Annotated in this window: 19 protein-coding genes; 4 read left to right on the top strand and 15 right to left on the bottom strand. The window is 41.3% G+C overall.

What is annotated here, in order from left to right; all coding sequences use genetic code 11:
• Positions 1-39 precede the first annotated feature (39 nt).
• The 10 genes from HWQ42_RS11520 to HWQ42_RS11475 all read right to left on the bottom strand — a co-directional run bounded on the left by HWQ42_RS11520 (position 40) and on the right by HWQ42_RS11475 (position 8325).
• The gene (locus tag HWQ42_RS11520; protein ID WP_292812052.1) at positions 40-414 is read right to left on the bottom strand and encodes a transcriptional regulator; all 375 of its coding nucleotides are present in this window, start codon (positions 412-414) and stop codon (positions 40-42) included.
• On the bottom strand, positions 398-679 hold the full coding sequence (locus HWQ42_RS11515) for a type II toxin-antitoxin system HigB family toxin (RefSeq protein WP_292812059.1): 282 nt from the start codon (positions 677-679) through the stop codon (positions 398-400). The genes HWQ42_RS11520 and HWQ42_RS11515 overlap by 17 nt, the downstream gene beginning before the upstream one ends.
• Before the next feature lie 66 nt (positions 680-745).
• Positions 746-1096, bottom strand: coding sequence for a four helix bundle protein (locus HWQ42_RS11510; RefSeq protein ID WP_292812050.1), 351 nt, complete (start codon positions 1094-1096; stop codon positions 746-748).
• 32 nt (positions 1097-1128) lie between these two features.
• A complete protein-coding gene (locus tag HWQ42_RS11505; RefSeq protein ID WP_292812047.1) occupies positions 1129-1377 on the bottom strand; it encodes a transposase in 249 nt (82 codons plus the stop codon).
• A complete protein-coding gene (locus tag HWQ42_RS11500; RefSeq protein WP_292812045.1) occupies positions 1358-2833 on the bottom strand; it encodes an ISL3 family transposase in 1476 nt (491 codons plus the stop codon). Before HWQ42_RS11500 ends, HWQ42_RS11505 begins: the two co-directional genes overlap by 20 nt.
• Positions 2834-3026: 193 nt before the next feature.
• Positions 3027-4625 carry an Hsp70 family protein gene (locus HWQ42_RS11495; protein ID WP_292812042.1) on the bottom strand — a complete coding sequence of 533 codons (1599 nt, stop codon included), beginning with the start codon at positions 4623-4625 and terminating at the stop codon, positions 3027-3029.
• A gap of 416 nt (positions 4626-5041) precedes the next feature.
• Positions 5042-5437 carry a hypothetical protein gene (locus HWQ42_RS11490; protein WP_292812040.1) on the bottom strand — a complete coding sequence of 132 codons (396 nt, stop codon included), beginning with the start codon at positions 5435-5437 and terminating at the stop codon, positions 5042-5044.
• A 41-nt stretch (positions 5438-5478) separates the two neighbouring features.
• Entirely contained in the window at positions 5479-6171 is a 693-nt protein-coding gene (locus tag HWQ42_RS11485) for a hypothetical protein (protein ID WP_292812038.1), read from the bottom strand.
• 181 nt (positions 6172-6352) lie between these two features.
• Positions 6353-7132, bottom strand: a complete 780-nt coding sequence (locus tag HWQ42_RS11480; RefSeq protein ID WP_292812036.1) for a hypothetical protein — start codon at positions 7130-7132, stop codon at positions 6353-6355.
• 2 nt (positions 7133-7134) lie between these two features.
• Positions 7135-8325 carry a hypothetical protein gene (locus tag HWQ42_RS11475; RefSeq protein WP_292812034.1) on the bottom strand — a complete coding sequence of 397 codons (1191 nt, stop codon included), beginning with the start codon at positions 8323-8325 and terminating at the stop codon, positions 7135-7137.
• 323 nt (positions 8326-8648) lie between these two features.
• Here HWQ42_RS11475 and HWQ42_RS11470 point away from each other — a divergent pair, with 323 nt between their 5' ends.
• Positions 8649-9815: a WYL domain-containing protein gene (locus HWQ42_RS11470; RefSeq protein ID WP_292812031.1), complete on the top strand. Its 1167-nt coding sequence runs from the start codon at positions 8649-8651 to the stop codon at positions 9813-9815.
• A gap of 111 nt (positions 9816-9926) precedes the next feature.
• On the opposite strand, the gene HWQ42_RS11465 is transcribed toward HWQ42_RS11470, so the two are convergent.
• The 3 genes from HWQ42_RS11465 to fni all read right to left on the bottom strand — a co-directional run bounded on the left by HWQ42_RS11465 (position 9927) and on the right by fni (position 13495).
• Positions 9927-10166 (bottom strand): hypothetical protein, encoded by a 240-nt coding sequence (locus HWQ42_RS11465; protein ID WP_292731972.1) that lies wholly within the window; start codon positions 10164-10166, stop codon positions 9927-9929.
• A gap of 347 nt (positions 10167-10513) precedes the next feature.
• On the bottom strand, positions 10514-12349 hold the full coding sequence (sppA, locus tag HWQ42_RS11460) for a signal peptide peptidase SppA (protein WP_292812029.1): 1836 nt from the start codon (positions 12347-12349) through the stop codon (positions 10514-10516).
• A gap of 96 nt (positions 12350-12445) precedes the next feature.
• The gene (gene fni / locus HWQ42_RS11455; protein WP_292812027.1) at positions 12446-13495 is read right to left on the bottom strand and encodes a type 2 isopentenyl-diphosphate Delta-isomerase; all 1050 of its coding nucleotides are present in this window, start codon (positions 13493-13495) and stop codon (positions 12446-12448) included.
• A 399-nt stretch (positions 13496-13894) separates the two neighbouring features.
• On the opposite strand from fni, the gene HWQ42_RS11450 reads away from it, so the two are divergent.
• Entirely contained in the window at positions 13895-14296 is a 402-nt protein-coding gene (locus HWQ42_RS11450) for a fasciclin domain-containing protein (protein ID WP_292812025.1), read from the top strand.
• 185 nt (positions 14297-14481) lie between these two features.
• Here the strand turns inward: HWQ42_RS11450 and sfsA are convergent, their stop codons facing one another.
• Complete coding sequence (gene sfsA, locus HWQ42_RS11445) at positions 14482-15207, bottom strand: DNA/RNA nuclease SfsA (RefSeq protein ID WP_292812056.1); 726 nt, start codon at positions 15205-15207, stop codon at positions 14482-14484.
• Positions 15208-15446: 239 nt separating this feature from the next.
• Here sfsA and HWQ42_RS11440 point away from each other — a divergent pair, with 239 nt between their 5' ends.
• Positions 15447-16115 (top strand): 2OG-Fe dioxygenase family protein, encoded by a 669-nt coding sequence (locus tag HWQ42_RS11440; RefSeq protein WP_292812022.1) that lies wholly within the window; start codon positions 15447-15449, stop codon positions 16113-16115.
• A 318-nt stretch (positions 16116-16433) separates the two neighbouring features.
• On the top strand, positions 16434-17702 hold the full coding sequence (locus tag HWQ42_RS11435) for a tetratricopeptide repeat protein (RefSeq protein ID WP_292812020.1): 1269 nt from the start codon (positions 16434-16436) through the stop codon (positions 17700-17702).
• Between the two features lie 124 nt (positions 17703-17826).
• Here HWQ42_RS11435 and HWQ42_RS11430 read toward each other — a convergent pair whose 3' ends face one another.
• A complete protein-coding gene (locus tag HWQ42_RS11430) occupies positions 17827-18249 on the bottom strand; it encodes a DUF4114 domain-containing protein (RefSeq protein WP_292812054.1) in 423 nt (140 codons plus the stop codon).
• Positions 18250-18332: the final 83 nt, after the last annotated feature.

Genomic DNA, 18332 nt, shown 5'->3' with positions numbered 1-18332 from the left:
TCACTGGTGGATTAAAATCGGGGCTTAATCGTAAGTGATTTACCGAACATGATATAAGACCTTAGCCATCTCCTGAGTAATTTCTTGTTTTCCACTCATAACTTCAGAAACAACCTCTCTTGAACCAAGAATTGCTACTAACTCAGCTTCCTTAACACTCTGAGCATCGATTAGATGGAGGAACATTGAGTGTGCTGTTGATTCTCCCATTGGATAATGCTCATCCTCATATTTTTCTATCAGAGCAATCAACAGGTCTAATAATGCCGACTCTTCCAAAGTTCGGTTAACTCGATGAGACAGTTCCTCAGCTAGCGTAGTAGCTTGCTCGTTTTCCTCATCTGTTTTAATAACCTTGGGTTGATATTTAGCAAGCAAACTAGCATAAGTTTCACGGTTAAAAGTAAGGGCCATTTTTCCATTTATCCTTATCGTATTCTGCGTGGGTCAAAATGTATTTAAGATAAATTATTTGGTCACTATAAACAAAATCAACTATCAGACGGTATTTGTTACCTTTGATATTAAAAACAGTAAAATTACCAACAGCTTCTGTTTGAGGATAAACTGCTTGCACCTGGGCAAGATTATTCCATGTAGCTTTATTGGCAGCCTTGTACCAGTTTTTAAGTGCATCACAGGAATCAGCATAATTTGGTTCTTGGCAACTTTTGGTGATCTCACTTGGGGGAAGGCAGAGGGCAGAAGGCAGGAGGCAGAAGTCGGAAGGGTAAAAGTAATAAATTCAAGCTTTGAGTTTGTTTAAGCTAGCAACTAATATACTTTGCATTTCCTCGACCTCATTCAATAGGGGAGTGAAAAGGTTTTTGTCAGCTAAATCTACAACTTTTGCAATGATTAATTGGGTATCAAGTTCTCTCAAAGAGCCTAATGCAATATGTAAAAACTGTATGTATTCTGGTTTTGAGCGCCTTCCATCGCCTTCTGCTATATTGGATGCTACAGATACAGAAGAACGTCGAATTTGGCTGGTTAAACCATACAATTCGGACTGAGGAAATAGGCGGGTAAATTTATAACAATTGATAGCAAGTTTAACCGCCCTTTGCCAGATAAACTGATTTCTATAACTCATATAATCAAGTGTAAATTGTCAAAATCTTCTCCTCAAATAGCCAACAAAAATCGTCGTTCCAGTAAGTCTATCTTGGCCCGACCATACATCTGCCGCTTTAACATTTTCAGTCGATTAATATGCCCTTCAACGGGGCCATTGCTGACTGACATAGTTACACCTGCTTTCACAGCATTGTAGTCAGACTCTAAACTAACAGCAAAAGAGCGCAACAAAGAAACCGAGCTGTTTTTAGCTTTGTTTAACCAAGCATCAAGCTGCTCAGGCTGGCGTTGACGCACAAGAGATGCTCTCCTGTTGAGCTAGTTCAATAGCTGACTTCAAATCCGAATGGGCTGTTTGTAGTTGAGCGATTACTTCACGCTCATTAGGCTGTGTTAATTCTGGTCGTCGCAAGACTAAAGCTGTGACGCGACTGGGGGTGAGAGGACGATGGCAAGAAGAGCTTATCCTGATGGAAGCGTTTTTTGTTGAACCTTTTGCTGGTGCAAATCCGGGTAAGCTCTTGAGATAACGAGTGAAGCGAACGAGTGTAGCATAACTACCGGTATAGCCAGCTTGTCGAATTTCCTCAAACAGTTCTTGGGTGTTGTAGTTACCGCTATTCCAGCGACTGAGGAGGTAATCTTGATAAGGGTTGAGAAGGCTCAAACCTTGGTCGCTACGTTGGCGACGTTCGGTAAAAGTTGAGCAACGCTTGTAATTATAGACTGTATTTCTAGCAACTCCCAGTTCTTTAGCGATTGCTTGCACTGATAAGCCAATAGACCGTAAGCTCCAAACTTGCTCATGGATGTCCCTCCGTCTGGCCTGTGCCTTGGCGGATTGGACTTTTCTTTTTAAAGATGTGTTTTGGGGAAACCTTGGCACAACTGGGTAGGGATTAGCCTCAGCAATCAAGGGGTTGTGTGCTGTTTCCACCTCTTTTAACACTTTAGTACCAGTACTAAAGACTTGTTTTTCCACTTCAAGAAGTGCTTTGGCGTGAGTACCAAAGACTTGATAGAGCGTTTGAAATAAGTTTTGCAATAGATGAAAACGGTCTGCAACTTGAATGGCTTCTGGTGCGCCTTGACGAATACCACTTTCATAAGTTTTTGACCGATCTCGTGAAACGACTTTGACACCGGGGTGAGCTTTTAACCATTCTGCTAAGGTTTCAGCCTTAGCATCTTTTAGTAGAGCAATTGGTCGGCTGCATTCCAGGTCAATTAGTGCTGTCCCGTAAGTTTTACATTTACGAAAGCAGAAGTCGTCTACCCCAAGAGTATGTGGTGTTACGATGGGTGGCAGTGGGATTGAGCGGACTAAATTTAATAGTGTGTTGCGAGAAACTTTTATCCCCCATTGCTGTAAGAGTCTTTCCCCTGCTGCACCACCATTAGCTAAACCAATCACACTCAGTCGTTGAGCTAAACGTAGAGTTCTTCTAGCCCAAGGTGTGGTTACATTGGTCAGCCTTTCTGTAAAAATGCGCCGTTTACACAACCTATTGATGCAAAAAAACTTCCTTACCCGTAACTGTAAGGTAATGCTGTAATCAGCCCAGGGTAAGTCTGCTAATAAGCGTTCATAGCGACTATGAATTTTTTGAGTTGGTTGGTTACAAACTGGACAGTTAACTACTCTACTGATTGCGGAAACAATCAAATTTATCTGAGTTTTTATCTTGTCAAGTTGGCAATTCTCAAGTCTCAGATTGCTTGAATCTGGTAATAGGTGAGTTAGCACCGACATAGAACTTGTTGAGGCTTATACCTCAAATGTTTGAAGGAGTGAAGTTTGAAGTATCTCGATTATATCTTTCTTCCTTTTGCCTTCTGCCCTCTGCCCTCTGCCTTCCCCCAACCGAGATCACCAAAAGTTGCCAAGAACCCATAATTTTGGCAAAATTCGCGCAGCTTTTTCCGACTAATGATGTGTATTATATCTAACTCAGCTGTGCCACAAGTTGATTCTCTAACAGCGTATCATTTGTCAACAAGTCTTCAACGGTGATTCGCAAAAAGCGTTGTTCATCAACTTGAAAGAGAATTTTAATGCGATCGCTTCCAGGATATCCGGCTGGTGTCAATTGGGCAATTGTCCTCGCACCTTCTTGATCGTTAAGGGGTTTAACGCTGATTTCACTATTGTCCATACGGCGAGTAATTAAGCGATCGCCATCAAAATAAACTTCGGTACTACCCGTATCTGCTCCCAATTCTCCCATAATTAATTCAATGCTGGGCTGATTTTCCACAGAAGCACCTAAGACTAATTCCACTGGCTGACTCATTGGATATGCCTGTCCAGCTTTAATTAAAGAATGCCATTTGTGACGCTGGTTGCGACGATCCCAGTAGCGGATACCATAACTATGATACAGAAAGTCTTTGATTTGTATCCCTTGGGCTAACTGTAATGCACCTTGAGCGATCGCTTCAAAGGGACGTTCACAACGGATTTTTTCTGGCTCAAAGTACTGTTTGATCCATGTCTGCACTGCCGGCAATTGCACGGTGCCACCAACTAACAAAACTGCATTAATATCTGGAAGTTCTATCCCTTGGCGTCTTGCTTGTTGCAACAGTGTCGTCATCGACTCATCTAGTAACTCAAAAAATGCGTGTTCTTTGAGAATATTTTCAAAAGTATCGCGGTTTAGTTCCAGTTCATAACTTTCAAATGTCTCATCGTCAAAATAAACTTCACTAGCTTGGTTTTGAGTTGATAGCTGAATTTTTACCCGTTCTGCCAATCTTGTTGTCAACGGACTTATCGCTAACTCTTGAGTTTTGGCAAAGTAATCTACTAACCAATTATCAATATCAGTACCGCCCAAATTTTGCCCAGCTTTCGCCAATACACGGGCAGTTTTGACTTTTTGTTTTGAATCTTCAGCCAAGGACTTATTACCCCACTTGAGGATAAATCCGAGTGGTTTGCTGGTTGCTTGTACACCTTGATCCAACCGGACAAGGGACAAATCTAAAGTACCGCCACCAAAGTCAATCACCAAGAGAATTTCTCGATCTGCCAAGCCATAACCCAAGGCGGCGGCTGTGGGTTCATCTAGCATTCGCACTTGTTCGACAGGAAGGGATTGACAAACTTTCCCTAACCAGTGACGATAGGCTTCAAAACTGTCTACGGGTACGGTTAACACGAGAGAATCTAAGCCACCTTCCAGGGGTGCTAGTTGTTCAATTACTTGGGTGAGGAACCATTGCCCTACTTGTTCAAAGGTGACAATTTGCCCATCTAGTTCGGGTAAGAAACCTTGAATATTTGCACCGATACCGCGTTTGAAGCTGCGGAAAAATCGCGTTTCGCCTTTGAGGTCAAAACCGCGATCGCGTACTTGTTGCCCGACTAAGACTTTATTTTGGGCTGCGTCTTCAACATAAACCAAGCTGGGAATCAGTGGCGGATTGAGACTTTGTTTAATTGATAAACCTGGTAGAGTCAGGGTTTCTGGCTGCTGGGTTACAGGGTTCCAACGAGCAATGACTGTGTTACTAGTACCAAAATCGATTGCGATCGCCATACTTTATATTTATTCTCTCGCACGAAGATGCCAAAGCTGCTTTCTTTGTGATTATTATTCTCTATAACCTACCAAGAATGCAAATGCGTTCATAGGCTTACTTCTTTGTATCCCAACTCAGATATCGATTCAGTCTATTGCAGCTAACACTTCGCTGCATGAAAAGTCCCAATTCTCATACAGTAGAAGCTACTAACTAATGCTGCCGTTCAGTGCAGCTATAGCAATCCTATTTGAGTTGTGAAAAATATAGATTAGGAAACGAACCGCCAAGGACGCCTTCTCTGCGAGAGGCTCTGCCAACGCGCAGCGTCTCGTCAGAGAAGGACGCAAAGGAAAGAAAGAAGAAAGAGAGATATAATTTTCACGAATGATTTAGGACTGCTATAGTTTTTAGCTGTCCTTTGATGTCAAAACTAGTTCAGTCTGGCTTGTTTTGAAATCCGTCTAGTTATTTCAATTTCTTGTTTGATTTTATTTGCTTCGTCTTGAGATTCCTCTGCTAGTTCTTCAAGATTATTCGCTATTGACAATACCTCACGTGCTAACTGTTTCGTCTGTGCTGATTTTCGAGCATATTTTTGAGAGGCTTCTGTAATTTCAGAAAAAATATCTTTGTATTCTTCAGGTGGATTCTCCAACCAATCCTCAAATTCGCTTTGCGGTTTTTGAAGAATAGCAATAGTTTTTTCCCAAGAGGTTTTAAGACGCATATCTAACGTCTTAATCTCTTTATTTTTCTCCTTGAGTTGTTTGGTATTGTTTACTCCAGCTAACTCGTAGACTTTAGCTTTTAGCTCTTGAAGTTTCATGATTACTGTCAAGCGTCCCCAATTTAGAGCATTTTATCAATCTACTTATTTAATTTCTGATAAAGTCTTTCATTCTCTTCACGAAGACGCTGACTCTCTTGAACTAACGTAGCAATTTGCTGTTTCTGCTGTTCAACTAAAACTATTGCTTCGTCCCTTTGCTGCTTATACCGTTTGGTATGGGCAACTTTTCCACCTAAACTCTGATTATTTTTAGCTAATTCTTGTCTTCGTTTCTCAACCGCATTGTACTTCTTTTTAAGCTGCTCTAGTTCTGTAACCAGTTCAGTCTTAGCTTTATTATTCTCAGCTTCAGATTGTAAAGCTTCATTTTCAGCTTCTAGCGAGGAAACTCGTGCTTCTAATCTCTTAATTTCTTTATCCTTACCAAATAGTTTCTCTTGTAATGCTTTGAGCAGACCCAGAAGCTTGGAATTTTGTTGATCTTGTTCATGACTAGCTGCTTCAAGCTCACTAGCGCGATCGCGCAGACGACCAGCCCGATTCTGTAGAACTTTGGCTGTACATTCGTACTTAATAATAGCAATAACCCAGTTACGATCTGCTTCATCCAGTTGTTGAACTTCAGGGCTACGCCAAAGATCATCATAGTTGGTACAATCATGTCGTAGATCCTGGGTTTTCACGTGTCCAGGATCTGCAATTAACTCAGAGTTTTTCAGCCAAACTCGGTCATGCCAGTAGTCAAACAATGCCTTGCTGTTGTCCATCATTGTGCGATCGCGTTGTAAAGTATCTATTTATCCTTAAACATAGAGTAACTGGAAGCTGACATGTAGCCTTATTTACTTGGAACTACTTTAAGAAATCTTCACTTTGTTACATCATCTGCTATCTTCGCCATGATTTAGACGGGATTTGATAAATGCTTACCCTGCAATTGAACTAGGAATTCTATTTTTGGGGAACGAGCTTAGGCAATACCTGCTCAAAGATTCGTTTTTGACCATTAGGAGTGAGGGCAACTTCATCCTCTGCAACAGGTCGAATATCCTTACTTTTGATTAGCCTAGATATAGCAACATTAACGTTTTGAGGGTTCTGGCTGACAGCATGTTCACGTAGTTCAGCCCGACTCAAGCGATTATTGGCGGCATGATACAGCAGCAACAGAACTTCATCCGTTGCATAAATATCTCTTGCCAGAACTAGAGGTTTTCCGTCCAATTCATGAATTACTGAATGTTCTAGTTGAACAATTTGGGCAATGGTTTCTGCAACAACCTTTCGATCTCGATTCCAAACTAGGCGGAGAAATTCTGCAAAAATCCATTTGCTTGCATGAAGCACCAGCATTGAATCCATATAATTTGCGGTGTACTCGGTTGATATGTGAACAGCACCGCGATCGGAGCGGAATCCATATACAACCTCAATCACTTTAGCCAAATGATAACGATCCTTCGATCCAAGTTGATGAAGAATATTTTTGTTTAATAAATCCTCACGAATTTTACCAGGCAATTTTCGATGATCAATCTTTCCGGTATCCATTTGAAGCAAGCAACGCGAAATTGCTTCACAAAATCGCCCACCGTCTAGTTCTGTTGGTTGCCAGTCGCCAGCTAGAAATCGTTGCTGCATTTCGATGTAGCATTCAACCACTGCATGAGCAAAGTGAGAGTCAATAATTGTTGAAAGTTCTTGAATTAATTGCTCAGATGTCCTTCTCATAGTTACACCCCACCAGAATTTTCAGAAGATTCATTAATAGTTCCATTGCTTTGTGTGGAGCTTATCAATCTTTCGACCTCAGCCAAACCAGGAGATAGTAATTGGAAACCATCCTGCACTTTAATTAAGCTTCCTTGTCCTGAAGTTGCTTGTAAGCGTCTTTCTAAATTACGCTCATCTAGCTCGATGCCGAGTCCGAAATACAAGAACTGCTTGAGCTTGTAGCTTGAAACCGCTATCTCAGGATTGCTTGTTGCCTTACCAATTGCCCATAGACTAAACAAGCCCTTCTGCATGACTGTGCAATCTTTAATGGCTGCATAAAAATCAATATTCGAGGCAAATAATTTCCAACTAGCTACCCAAGGCTCCACTTCTTTGGAAATTCCATTATTCTTGCGCTTGCCATTTTTGCTGCTGCTTTCTGAATCTTCGTCGCTTTTGGCATTAGATTTAGAACTACGTGAGGCTGTACCAGAGGTTAAATCCCACTTGCCTTTGATCTTGTCATCAAATACTTCTGCGAGAACTTTTCGCGCTTCGTCTTTTCCTGAAAGACTTAGCCCAGCCATATTTCTCTCAACAATCAAGTCAGGACTTTTACTAATCCATGTGACGATGTTGTTATCATGGAATCCAACTCTTTTAAGAATTTCATTCAACTCAGCACGAGGAATTTCCTCCCGTCCATTGATATCTAACGAATACAAGAGAACCAAATAGGTCAACCTGCGTGCAGCATCTTTCTTGTTTGCTGCTTTGAGCCTCTTCTTGTCCATTAACTGTAGTTGTTCGCCGTTGTGCCGGAAAATCTGTTTTAACTTGTCGGTATCGCCTTCATGAGCAGCAGGAAGTTGAGCAACTACATCAATTGTAGATTTATTGTTCTCGTCGCTGGATTCATCCTTGAATAAGGAAAGTTGTTGAGGTTCAGGATTACTTAAATTACGAATCACAGAACGACTATTAGGTGTATTAGGTGGTTTTCCAGGTGTCATTTGTCCACCAACGATCGCGGCGATCGCAGCACCACTCCAGCTAATACCTACTTCATTGGTGAGGGCAAGCTGAATCTCAAGTGAATTACCCTTGCTGATTTCAACAAATTTTAACGTGTTCATTACGGTAGGTAGACTACCGCCATTGCTTGATACTGATGCGTTATGCCCTTCACCTATTGGGGTTCCACACATTACACATCCTTTTGCGCCGGGAAGAAGTATTTCATAGCAGTCTTTGTTTTTACATCGAATCTGCTGAGGACAGTTAGAACAGTAGAATCCATTGCTAGATAAGGGATGTTGGCAGGAGGGACATGTTTGCATATTTTTAAGTCTCCAAAACTCTATTTGAACTGCATTTTACAAAGAGGTTCAGATAGAGCGCGACTATTTGGCAGTATTAGAGGCTATAAAATGAAATCTTTAGGAACTATACTTAGCAAAAGTTTTAAACTTTTTATAAATTACAGGTCAATACTTTTATATTATTGACTTTTCAGGGTGAAATATAGTTTATGGCGCATTCTTATGCTGCTCTTTCTGCCTTCGAGCGACTTTTATTATTAATTGCAACCTTTGTCCGATACCCAGGAGTTGGTTGTATTGATCCTATGCAATCTGACTCTAATAATCACGATACATTGCAATTAGTACAATTGTACCTACAAAAAGTAGCAAGCGAATTAAATGTAAAGCTACCGCCATATTCGCGTCATACCATCCAAAAAGATTTGAAGATTCTTCGTCGCTATGGACTTTTGGATAGGCGACCTTACCGCTGGGGTTACTATGTTGGTAGAGGTCTAATGAATCGGGAGGAGTTACAAGTTGCGCTCAATGCCCTACACTCTCAGGCAAGATATCAGGAAGACCCTCAAATTAAGCGGATCTATCAAAGACTAATGCGGCGATTAGGGGGGTTAAAGCTGAAAGATGAGATGTTTTATCCGGTGAGAACCCAATTAGACCGAGTTATTGTCTACACCAATCCGGTGGAAATGATGGCCAAGGGCAAATATCAAAGCCAAGGTACGTTATTTGAAAAACTAGATGCACTTGAAACGGCAATTATTAAAGGGCAAGCAGTTGAGCTTTATCGCTATCGTAATCCGTACAATCCCAACAAAACCAGATATGAGCAAGTTTATCCTTTACAATTGATTTATGCAGATATTGCCTGGTATTTGTTGCTGGAAGATTATAACAACGGTCATCTCGTAGTGTCACGTATTGATCGCTTTAGCGATCGCTTCAATGTTCTGGATAGCAAAGGCCGCGGCTTAGATAGCCAATGGAAAAGCTTACATATCGCTCATCGGCTCTTAAAGGCAGGTTGTGGCTTGAAGTTGGGTTTAAGAGAAGAGCAACAAAAGGAGATCCGTGGAGAACTGGAGCTTGTAGAAGTGAAAGTTCGATTTTTCCCTGAAGTAATGGGATTTATCCAAGAGGGAGAAAAGCGACATCTTCACCAAGAAATCAAACCAGGGCCTAAGGGAAAAGATGGCAAATTTGCTTATGTAGATTATATTGTTAAATTGCCTGAGCGATCGCTGGAGGAGTTTTGTCGCTGGGTGTACCGCTTCATGGACAATGCTCAGTTCATCTCTCCTGAATATCTAGCTGAACAACACCAGAGATTTGCTCATGCATTAATAGATCGGTATTCTTCCAAAGCCATATAAATTAAGATAATTGACTCACGTGACTTTAATGCTGGGCGAAAGTAGAGGCATTGGCTAATTAGTACAGAAACCTAATCTAACCCGGAGTTCCGGGTTAGTAGTAGTTCATGCTCAATCTTCATTCCGTAACTGCCATACTGCACCAAAAGCGGCCCCAGCCCCAGCTAACAATCCAGTACTCATTCCTTGGATAGTTTTTTGGAATGGATCTTGGGTTAGGCACTCACTTGTAACCTTACTGTCTTCCAAGCAAATACTACTTTCTGCCCAACCAGCAGTACCTCCTAAAATTACACCAGTGATACTACAAGAAATAATTAGCAGTAAAAGACGTTGTGTTTTTCTAGCCATAGATGGATGTTTTACTCAATTTTGTATTTTAGACTTTAGATTGGCTCGGTATGTGAATAAATTGGTCTGGATAAATAATTTTAGATTTTTCATAGTTAAGCACTAGTTTAATCGGGCTGCTTCAGCAAAATTCCAAATCTAAAATTCTGTCAAAGGTTGGAAATTGTGGTTGACTTTCAACTACTTTACACATCCGGGCAGTAAATGTCAGCTGGTTTATGGCTGATGAGGCGAACTCATGCGCCTCGCCGCGATAAACAAGACGCGATTTATCGCGTCTCTACAATCTGCGTTTTGGGTTTATCTGAACTGTATTGAGTTTTGACCACAGATGCTCCAAAAAGCATCTACTCAATCTTCAAGTTGAAAGGCAAGCGGGCATATACCCCTTGTGGATCGTTCATCTTTTGCAGAATCTCTACTTCCTGTTGTAATTTCTGAAATTCAGCGGTGAGGGGATTGGATTGTTTGAGTTGCGCCCCCTCAATTCCGAAAGCAGTCCGCGCCTCTTCTGTTGCACGCCCAAAAAAGCGTTCTCCGAAACTGCTAGTGCGAGGATATTCTTGTACTTCCCAGTCTTCTCCTAGTTTCGCTTGCTTGGCAGCGTATGCGATCGCAGTATTCAAACCGCCAATTTCATCCACCAAACCAATTTCTTTGGCCGCCTCACCCGACCAAACCCTTCCTTGGGCAATTTCTGCTACTTTTTGTTCTGGGAGTTTCCGACCTTGAGAAACTTTATTCAGAAACATATTATAAATACGGTTAACACTGCGCTGATAAATTTCTAACTCTTGAGGCGATTTCGGACGCGAAACTGTTTGACTATCAGCATAGCGTGCGGTTTTCACCGAATCCCAAGTAATACCATTATCATTAGCCAGCTTTTCCCCATTGAATAAGATCCCAAACACCCCTATCGAACCTGTAATGGTATTTGGTTCTGCAAAAATGCGATTAGAGTCGCTAGCAATCCAATAACCACCAGAGGCGGCGACATCACCCATTGATACTACAACTGGTTTTACCTCACGAGTTAATTTCACTTCTCGCTGCATGACTTCGGCTGCGGTAGCACTACCACCAGGACTATTAATTCGTAATACAACAGCTTTCACATCTTTATCTTGTCGCAGCTTGTTGAAGATTTTCGCAAAGCGATCGCCTCCTACTTGGCCATCTTCTCCTTTGCCATCGACAATTTCGCCCTCAGCATAAACAACGGCAATTTGATTTTTGGAGTTACGTTCTACACCCAAAGATTTACCAGAAACTTGTGCGTAGCTATTCAGGCTAATTTGTCGGAATGTTTTGTCTTCTTTATCGCTATTTGTAAACTTTTTCAAGTCAGCGACAACTTCATCGGGGTATTGTACTTGATCGACTAAACCGCTAGTTTTGGCTTGTGTGGCTTCTAGTAAGGATTGATTATCTGCGATCGCTTGTAACTTATTGGGTTCAATTTTCCGACTTGCGCCTATAGCAGTGCGCCACTCTCCCCAAACATCATCCAACAATTTCTGAGTTTGTTCGCGGTTTTCTGGACTCAACTTGTTGAGAATAAACGGTTCAACGGCTCCCTTAAATTTCCCTACCCGCACGACTTGAACACCAATGCCATACTTCTGTAATGCTCTCGCCAAAAACATTGGTTGTGAACTCAAACCGTTGACTTCCATCATTCCCAAAGGATTAAGTACAATGGAATCTGCCACTGAACTAACGTAATATTCCTTTTCACTCCAATCACTGCCATAGGCGACAATCTTTTTCCCCGCAGCGCGAAACTCCTCCAGCGCTTTCCGAATTTCTTTCAGGGAAGCATAGCCGACGTTACCAGCTTGGCTTGTGTTCGTTCCATCCACATAGATCCCGACAATGCGCGGATCGCGTCGCGCCTTTTCCAAAGTTTCCACAACTTTGCGGAGTGCCATTCTATCTTCATCGACACCTGAAATTGTGTTTTGAAACAGTTCCCCTGAACTAGGTTCACCATCAGTAATTTTCATTGACAAGTCAAAAACCAACACTGACTTATCTTTCACATTTGGCCCAGTATCTTTAGACGAGCTAGCAGCCAATATCAACAAGAACAGTCCAGTGGTTCCCAGACCACCGAAAATAATTAGTCCTAGTAAAGTGCCAACTAAACTAGCAAAAGTTTGTTTGATAAAATTACGCATTAGTTATTAGTTATTGGGCATTGGGCATGGGGCATGGGGCATTGGGCATTGGTTATAACCAAATGACTAATGACTAATGACCAATGACCTATTTACCTATTCTATGCGCTGTAAACTGCCAGAGTGCTTTAACTGATACAAGGTGGTGTTGCCAGTACAAAATAAGACTGTGGTGATTTCAGCGATTAATACCTCAGTTAGTTCCGCAACTGCTGTCTCTGATGTTGCTGCTGCTTGTAAGAAAGGCATTGCTAAACCAGCTATATCTGCTCCCAAGGCGATCGCGGTTGCAACATCCAATCCATGACGCAAACCTCCCGAAGCGATTAAGGGCACATCTTTGGCAATCGCTCTAATTGTTGTAATACACTCTGCTGTCGGTAAACCCCAATCCGCAAACGTCCTCCCTAAGCGACGTTGCAAAGGACTTTCTGCCCGTTCGCTTTCTACCTTTGCCCAAGAAGTACCACCCGCACCCGCGACATCAATTGCTGCTACCCCAGCTGCAAGAAGTTTCTGTGCGATCGCTGCTGAAATGCCGTTACCAACTTCCTTCGCAATCACTGGCACTGGCAATTTTGCACATAATATAGAAATCTTGTCAAGCAAACCCCGAAAATTAGTATCACCTTTAGGTTGAATGCACTCTTGTAAAGGGTTAATGTGCAAAATCAAGGCATCAGCTTCTAAAATATCAACTACGCGCAAACATTCATCTAAGCCGTACTTGTAGTTAAGTTGCACAGCCCCCAAGTTTGCAAATAGCAGAACATCGGGGGCATACTTGCGGACTGCGAAAGTATCGGCCACTTGGGGTTTTTCCACCGCTACCCGCTGCGAACCGACACCCATTGCAATTTTGTAGTGTTGCGCGACTTGGGCCAAACGTTGGTTAATGATTGCGGCTTGTTCTGTTCCGCCAGTCATGGAAGAAATTAACAAGGGTGCGTCAAGGTTTTTTCCCAGGAAAGTTGTACTGATATCAATATCGTCGTGGTTGAGTTCGGGTAAGCAACAATGGGTGAAACGATAACGTTCCAATCCATTGGTGATTTGATCGCACTGAACATCTTCTTCTAAGCAGATGCGAATGTGATCGGCTTTGCGATTTTGAGTTTGTGCAGAGATATTGGTAGGGGCGTTCACTGGTGGGTATGGCTAAAAGTATTTGCTTGCGATCGCTATTGTTACATTGTCTGCAACCGTCTTTTTATAACAAAAATATTTATCAAAGAGAATTCAGGAGTCAGGAGTCAGAATTCAGTTGGGTATTCTGTATAACTGACGGATAGCGCCGGCGGCGAGCGAGTCTGCGATCGCCCTATCGCCCCTATCACTGTGTAAAAAAAGAGTGGGCGCATCCAGCAGTACTTATAACTTATCCATTTAGATAATGTACGTATAATTCTTTATTTGTATAAAAATATATATAAACTTTTATCATATCAATAACAAAAACTATTTGGCATACGCCTAATGATAGATAGATTTTATTGGATAAATAGTTTAGATTTGTAACAAGTTACACAGAACTAGGTAAATCACATGGCCAACATAATAGACACTGCTACCAACAATGGTTCTTTCAAGACACTAGTTGCAGCGATCGAAGCGGCTGGTCTGGTAGATACACTGAATGGCAATGGCCCATTCACCGTCTTCGCACCCACTGACGAAGCGTTTAACAAGCTTCCAGCAGGTACAGTAGACGCTTTGCTGAAAGATACTGCAAAGCTCAAGAAAATCTTGACCTATCATGTTGTATCAGGCAAAGTACTGGCTGCTGATGTAGTTAAGCTGAAGACAGCTAAAACAGTTGAAGGTTCAGATGTAAAAATTGACGCTTCTAATGGCGTTAAGATCAATGATGCAACAGTTGCAACAGCAGATGTTGCTGCTGATAACGGTGTTATCCACGTCATTGACACAGTTTTGATTCCTGCATAACCAAACGTCAGAATAGCGAATGCTATTTCTGGGGTAGCGGCTAGCTATAGTCGTTTTTTCATTACAGTCTGGTTGAATGTTTTTTAGTAAACATCAACTACCAATAAATCCATCTAGATCGTGTCTAGATGGATTTATTGTTTTATGCGTGTAGAAACGTTGCAATTGCTAGTTTCTCTTAATAATCAAATTTTTAGTTTTGCCAAACCTAAATAACGGATACCTTCGGGGGAAATGTCAAAACGGCAAGGTAAGACTTCTAAACCGAGAGCGATCGCATCCCGTAACAATTTACCATATACAGGATCTGTGCGATCGCCAGGGGAGAACTCGATACAATCACCGCGATTGATAAAGTAAAGCATCACTGCACGAGTCAAAGGTAACAACGCCATCAGTTCTCGCAAGTGCTTTTGCCCTCTTGTAGTCTCCGTGTCAGGAAATAGGGCTAATCTCCCTTCAGACAAAGTTGTATTTTTCACTTCTAAATAAATCGGGCGTTCCTCATTACTCCCCGTCAGAAAAAAATCCACTCGACTTTTTTTATCTAGCCCATAAACCACCTCACCCTTGATTTGGCTATAGTCGCCCAATTCTGGAAAAAGATGTTTCGCCAAAGCTAGCTTTACCACCCGATTGGGCAAAAAAGTATTTATGCCTACCCAAGTCGGCTCATTGTCATGTACCTGAATGAGTTCTAAAGTGTAAGCCAATTTGCGGTTAAGATTATCGCTTTTGGAAAGCTGTACTGCACTTAGAGGTGTCGATACTCCAGTCATTGGCCCAGTATTGGGACAGTGCGCTGTCACTATTTCGCCAGAAGTAAGTTGAACGTCAGCAAAAAACCGCTTGTAACGCTTGAGTAAAATACCGGGATACAAAGGTGGGTAACGGTAAAGCCAATCTATCATTATGGAACCTTGTTGCTGTTTGTAAATATACGTTGATTCTTTGCCCACCGAACCCATATCTGCAAATCTTTTCAGCAGCTACTCTGCCCTCTGAAAGAATTTGGCTAACTTCATATATCATGAATGGTCAATTTTTGTAGTTAAATTGACAACATAGTAATAAAAAGTAGCATATACTAAGTATTACAAGCCTCCCATAAAAATCTGGGAGAATCTCAACGTGCAAGGAGGTAAATCCTATGCAAAAAGTGTGGACAGCAACGGAATTAGAATATGCTTTTCTATTTACTCTTAGAAAGGTAAATTCCATCAGTCTAGAAGGTTTTAAGGCATTTTTTAATAATATGCCTCTTGATCCTTATATCAAAAACAATTATCGTTCTAGAAGATTATCTCGGTTCACAGTCTCTGGAAATCAGTTAATCAAATTACCTCATGGCGTCTTCTTTCAAAGTAAAGAGTATAATCAATTAGCGGGTGACATCAAAAGAGAGTTTGCAGAATTAGATGATGCACTCATAGAACTTGATATTTTCAAAAATCTTGTTTTGGCATTTAGTGATTCTTGTAAACTTCATCCTGAAGCTGAAATTGGAGTTCATCAAATTAGAATTAGTTGTTCTCCAGAAAATTTTGGTAATCCAGCACCTGAAGGTATCCATCAAGATGGCACTGATTTTATTGGCATATTCTCAGTAGATAGAGAGAATATTCAAGGTGGAGAAACACATCTGTATACTGCCAAAAAACAAAAGCCTGTATTTAGCAAAATTTTAAATCCGGGAGAACTCCTATTGGTTAATGACCATGAGTTTTTTCACTACGCCAATCCTATAAAACCACAAACTGAGGCTCCAGGAAATTGGGATGTTTTTGTTCTGACTTCTCCCAGCTTGCTTTCAGAATAATTTTAGTGAAAAAAATCAGCACTTAGAAAGAAGAAGAAATTCAGTATTATTAGTATATTGATTCCACAAATTTTCTGCTGATTCTTAACCTATTCTGACTCCTAATTTCTGGATTTTAGTCAACTGTAAATATTTTACAATCTACAATATATGGGGAATTGATCTAGTCATTTCCCCAATTTTTTATTGGAAAGTAGTATGTTAGTTTTATTTCACATAAAGGATGAAATATACTTAAAATATGAAGATGAGTGCATAGGTTAGGCTACGAAAGAAGTCTGCTGGAATTCAATTAACTGAATCAACCAAACAAATGCCATGAATGACGAATTCTACAATAGAGGATTGGAAAAGGCTAGGCAAAAAGACTACGTGGGAGCAATTGAGGAATTTAACCATACTTTACAACTGACACCTTACTTTAGCGAAGCTTATTTGCAACGGGGTTTAGCACATTATGACTCAGGCGCAATTCTGAAAGCTGTTTCAGATTATACTGAAGCCCTGAAGCTGAATCCTGACAGTGTAGAGGCATATTATTGTCGCGGATTGGCTAGGGTAGCGCTAAAAAACTTATCGGGGGCGCTAGACGATGTTGAACGTGCGATTCGTCTCAATCTCAATTATGCTGCTGCTTATAATCTGCGGGGAATGGTGCGGCGCAAACAGGGTTTTATTCAAGATGCGATCGCTAACTTTAAAAAAGCTGCTGGGTTATATCTAGAGCAACAGGACAAAGAGAATTGTCGTTTGTCTTTGGAACGAATTAAACAGCTACAACCTAAAGAATTACCTACCCTTCAGGAATCGCGTTTCAGCAATGCGCCAATTTTATCCACCAATGATTATTTTACGCAATTATTAGAAAAGGCTGAAAAGGGAGATACTCAAGAAGCACTTGCCGATTTAAACTGGGTATTAAAAGCCGATCCGCAAGATGCTCAAGCTTACTGCTGTCGTGGCGTTGTGCGTTGTCAAATGGGGAATTATCGAGAAGCGATCGCAGATTTTAATCAAGCATTACGACTAAATTTTCAAGATGCGATTGTTTATCGCAACCGAGGTAAAGCACGTTCTGTCTTGGGAGATCATCAAGGTGCGATCGCTGATCTTAACCAAGCACTCCAGATGCAACCCGAAGATGTCTTAGTTTATATTGCCAGAGGTAATGTCTATCGGGCAACGGGCAATTATCTCGGTGCAATTCAAGATTACACCCAAGCGCTGCAAATCAATTCTGATGATGCTCAAGCTTATTACAATCGCGGTATTGCCTATACTTGTTTAGAAGAAATACAAAACGCCGTGGAAGATTATCAACGGGCGGCGAGTATCTTTTGTCAACAAGAAGACTGGGAAAATTATCAACAAGTCTTAAATAGCCTAGAAAAAATCCAGAAATTTAGTCCAGAGTCAAAAAAGCAAAAATATCACCTGCTACGTCAGCGACTTTTACGAATGGTTGGAGGATATTGGGAAATTGCCGAACGATTGATTCAGCAAAACAAAGATTATCATCCTGGGATGTCAGACGAGTGGTATTTGCAAAAAGTTATTGATGATTTAGAACGCGATCGCAATAGATAAAATATAAATGCCACTACAAACGTAAAATCACCCGTACATTATTTATACGGGTGAAAATGCGATCGATCACTTGTTATTTTCCAATAGAACTAAATGCACTTTATATTAAGCACCGTCTCAAAGTTTAGTTAGAAGTGCGACTTTGACGGCGGCGGCGCAATCCAAACATACCAACTGCTCCCACCGCAAACATTGATAGAGTAACAGATGGTTCAGGAACAGTAGCACCAATTAACGCTTTAACATTTGCCTCGCCGATATCAAGAACGACGACAACATCATTAAAGTCGCGATCGGAACCTTCGTTCCACTTACCAGTTGCAGAATCTACCCCTGAAGCATGTAAACCTCCGTATAAATCCTCGAATGCCAGGAGGATGTAGTTGTTGTAAGCGTAAGCAACTGCGTGCTGTAGTCCGTCAGCATTAGAGGCAGTGTCAGTACCAAAGATATTGGCAGAGTTGCCACGGATCAAACCATCAGATCTCAACCAGAAGTCGAGTTGAGTACCTGCGGTAACATTACCAACTTTGACGCCATCACCCAGTTTTAGGGCATTACCACCCAGGGGAAACGCACCTTATTTCCTAACAAAAACTAATAAGGATTTCAAAGTCATCTATACAAGTG

The sequence above is a fragment of the Nostoc sp. JL23 genome, assembly GCF_017115065.1.
GTDB classification, from domain to species: domain Bacteria; phylum Cyanobacteriota; class Cyanobacteriia; order Cyanobacteriales; family Nostocaceae; genus Nostoc; species Nostoc punctiforme_A.
The sequence above is the reverse complement of the archived record's forward strand: the minus strand, read 5'-3'. Positions and strand labels throughout refer to the sequence as shown.

What these genes read in the sequence shown, in the direction of transcription:
- HWQ42_RS11520 (WP_292812052.1), bottom strand. Translation starts at nt 414, where the DNA reads ATGGCCCTTACTTTTAACCGTGAAACTTATGCTAGTTTGCTTGCTAAA.
- HWQ42_RS11480 (WP_292812036.1), bottom strand. Translation starts at nt 7,132, where the DNA reads ATGAGAAGGACATCTGAGCAATTAATTCAAGAACTTTCAACAATTATT.
- HWQ42_RS11510 (WP_292812050.1), bottom strand. Translation starts at nt 1,096, where the DNA reads ATGAGTTATAGAAATCAGTTTATCTGGCAAAGGGCGGTTAAACTTGCT.
- HWQ42_RS11485 (WP_292812038.1), bottom strand. Translation starts at nt 6,171, where the DNA reads ATGATGGACAACAGCAAGGCATTGTTTGACTACTGGCATGACCGAGTT.
- HWQ42_RS11495 (WP_292812042.1), bottom strand. Translation starts at nt 4,625, where the DNA reads ATGGCGATCGCAATCGATTTTGGTACTAGTAACACAGTCATTGCTCGT.
- HWQ42_RS11475 (WP_292812034.1), bottom strand. Translation starts at nt 8,325, where the DNA reads ATGTGTGGAACCCCAATAGGTGAAGGGCATAACGCATCAGTATCAAGC.
- sfsA (WP_292812056.1), bottom strand. Translation starts at nt 15,207, where the DNA reads ATGATAGATTGGCTTTACCGTTACCCACCTTTGTATCCCGGTATTTTA.
- HWQ42_RS11470 (WP_292812031.1), top strand. Translation starts at nt 8,649, where the DNA reads ATGGCGCATTCTTATGCTGCTCTTTCTGCCTTCGAGCGACTTTTATTA.
- HWQ42_RS11450 (WP_292812025.1), top strand. Translation starts at nt 13,895, where the DNA reads ATGGCCAACATAATAGACACTGCTACCAACAATGGTTCTTTCAAGACA.
- sppA (WP_292812029.1), bottom strand. Translation starts at nt 12,349, where the DNA reads ATGCGTAATTTTATCAAACAAACTTTTGCTAGTTTAGTTGGCACTTTA.
- HWQ42_RS11465 (WP_292731972.1), bottom strand. Translation starts at nt 10,166, where the DNA reads ATGGCTAGAAAAACACAACGTCTTTTACTGCTAATTATTTCTTGTAGT.
- HWQ42_RS11500 (WP_292812045.1), bottom strand. Translation starts at nt 2,833, where the DNA reads ATGTCGGTGCTAACTCACCTATTACCAGATTCAAGCAATCTGAGACTT.
- HWQ42_RS11490 (WP_292812040.1), bottom strand. Translation starts at nt 5,437, where the DNA reads ATGAAACTTCAAGAGCTAAAAGCTAAAGTCTACGAGTTAGCTGGAGTA.
- HWQ42_RS11440 (WP_292812022.1), top strand. Translation starts at nt 15,447, where the DNA reads ATGCAAAAAGTGTGGACAGCAACGGAATTAGAATATGCTTTTCTATTT.
- HWQ42_RS11435 (WP_292812020.1), top strand. Translation starts at nt 16,434, where the DNA reads ATGAATGACGAATTCTACAATAGAGGATTGGAAAAGGCTAGGCAAAAA.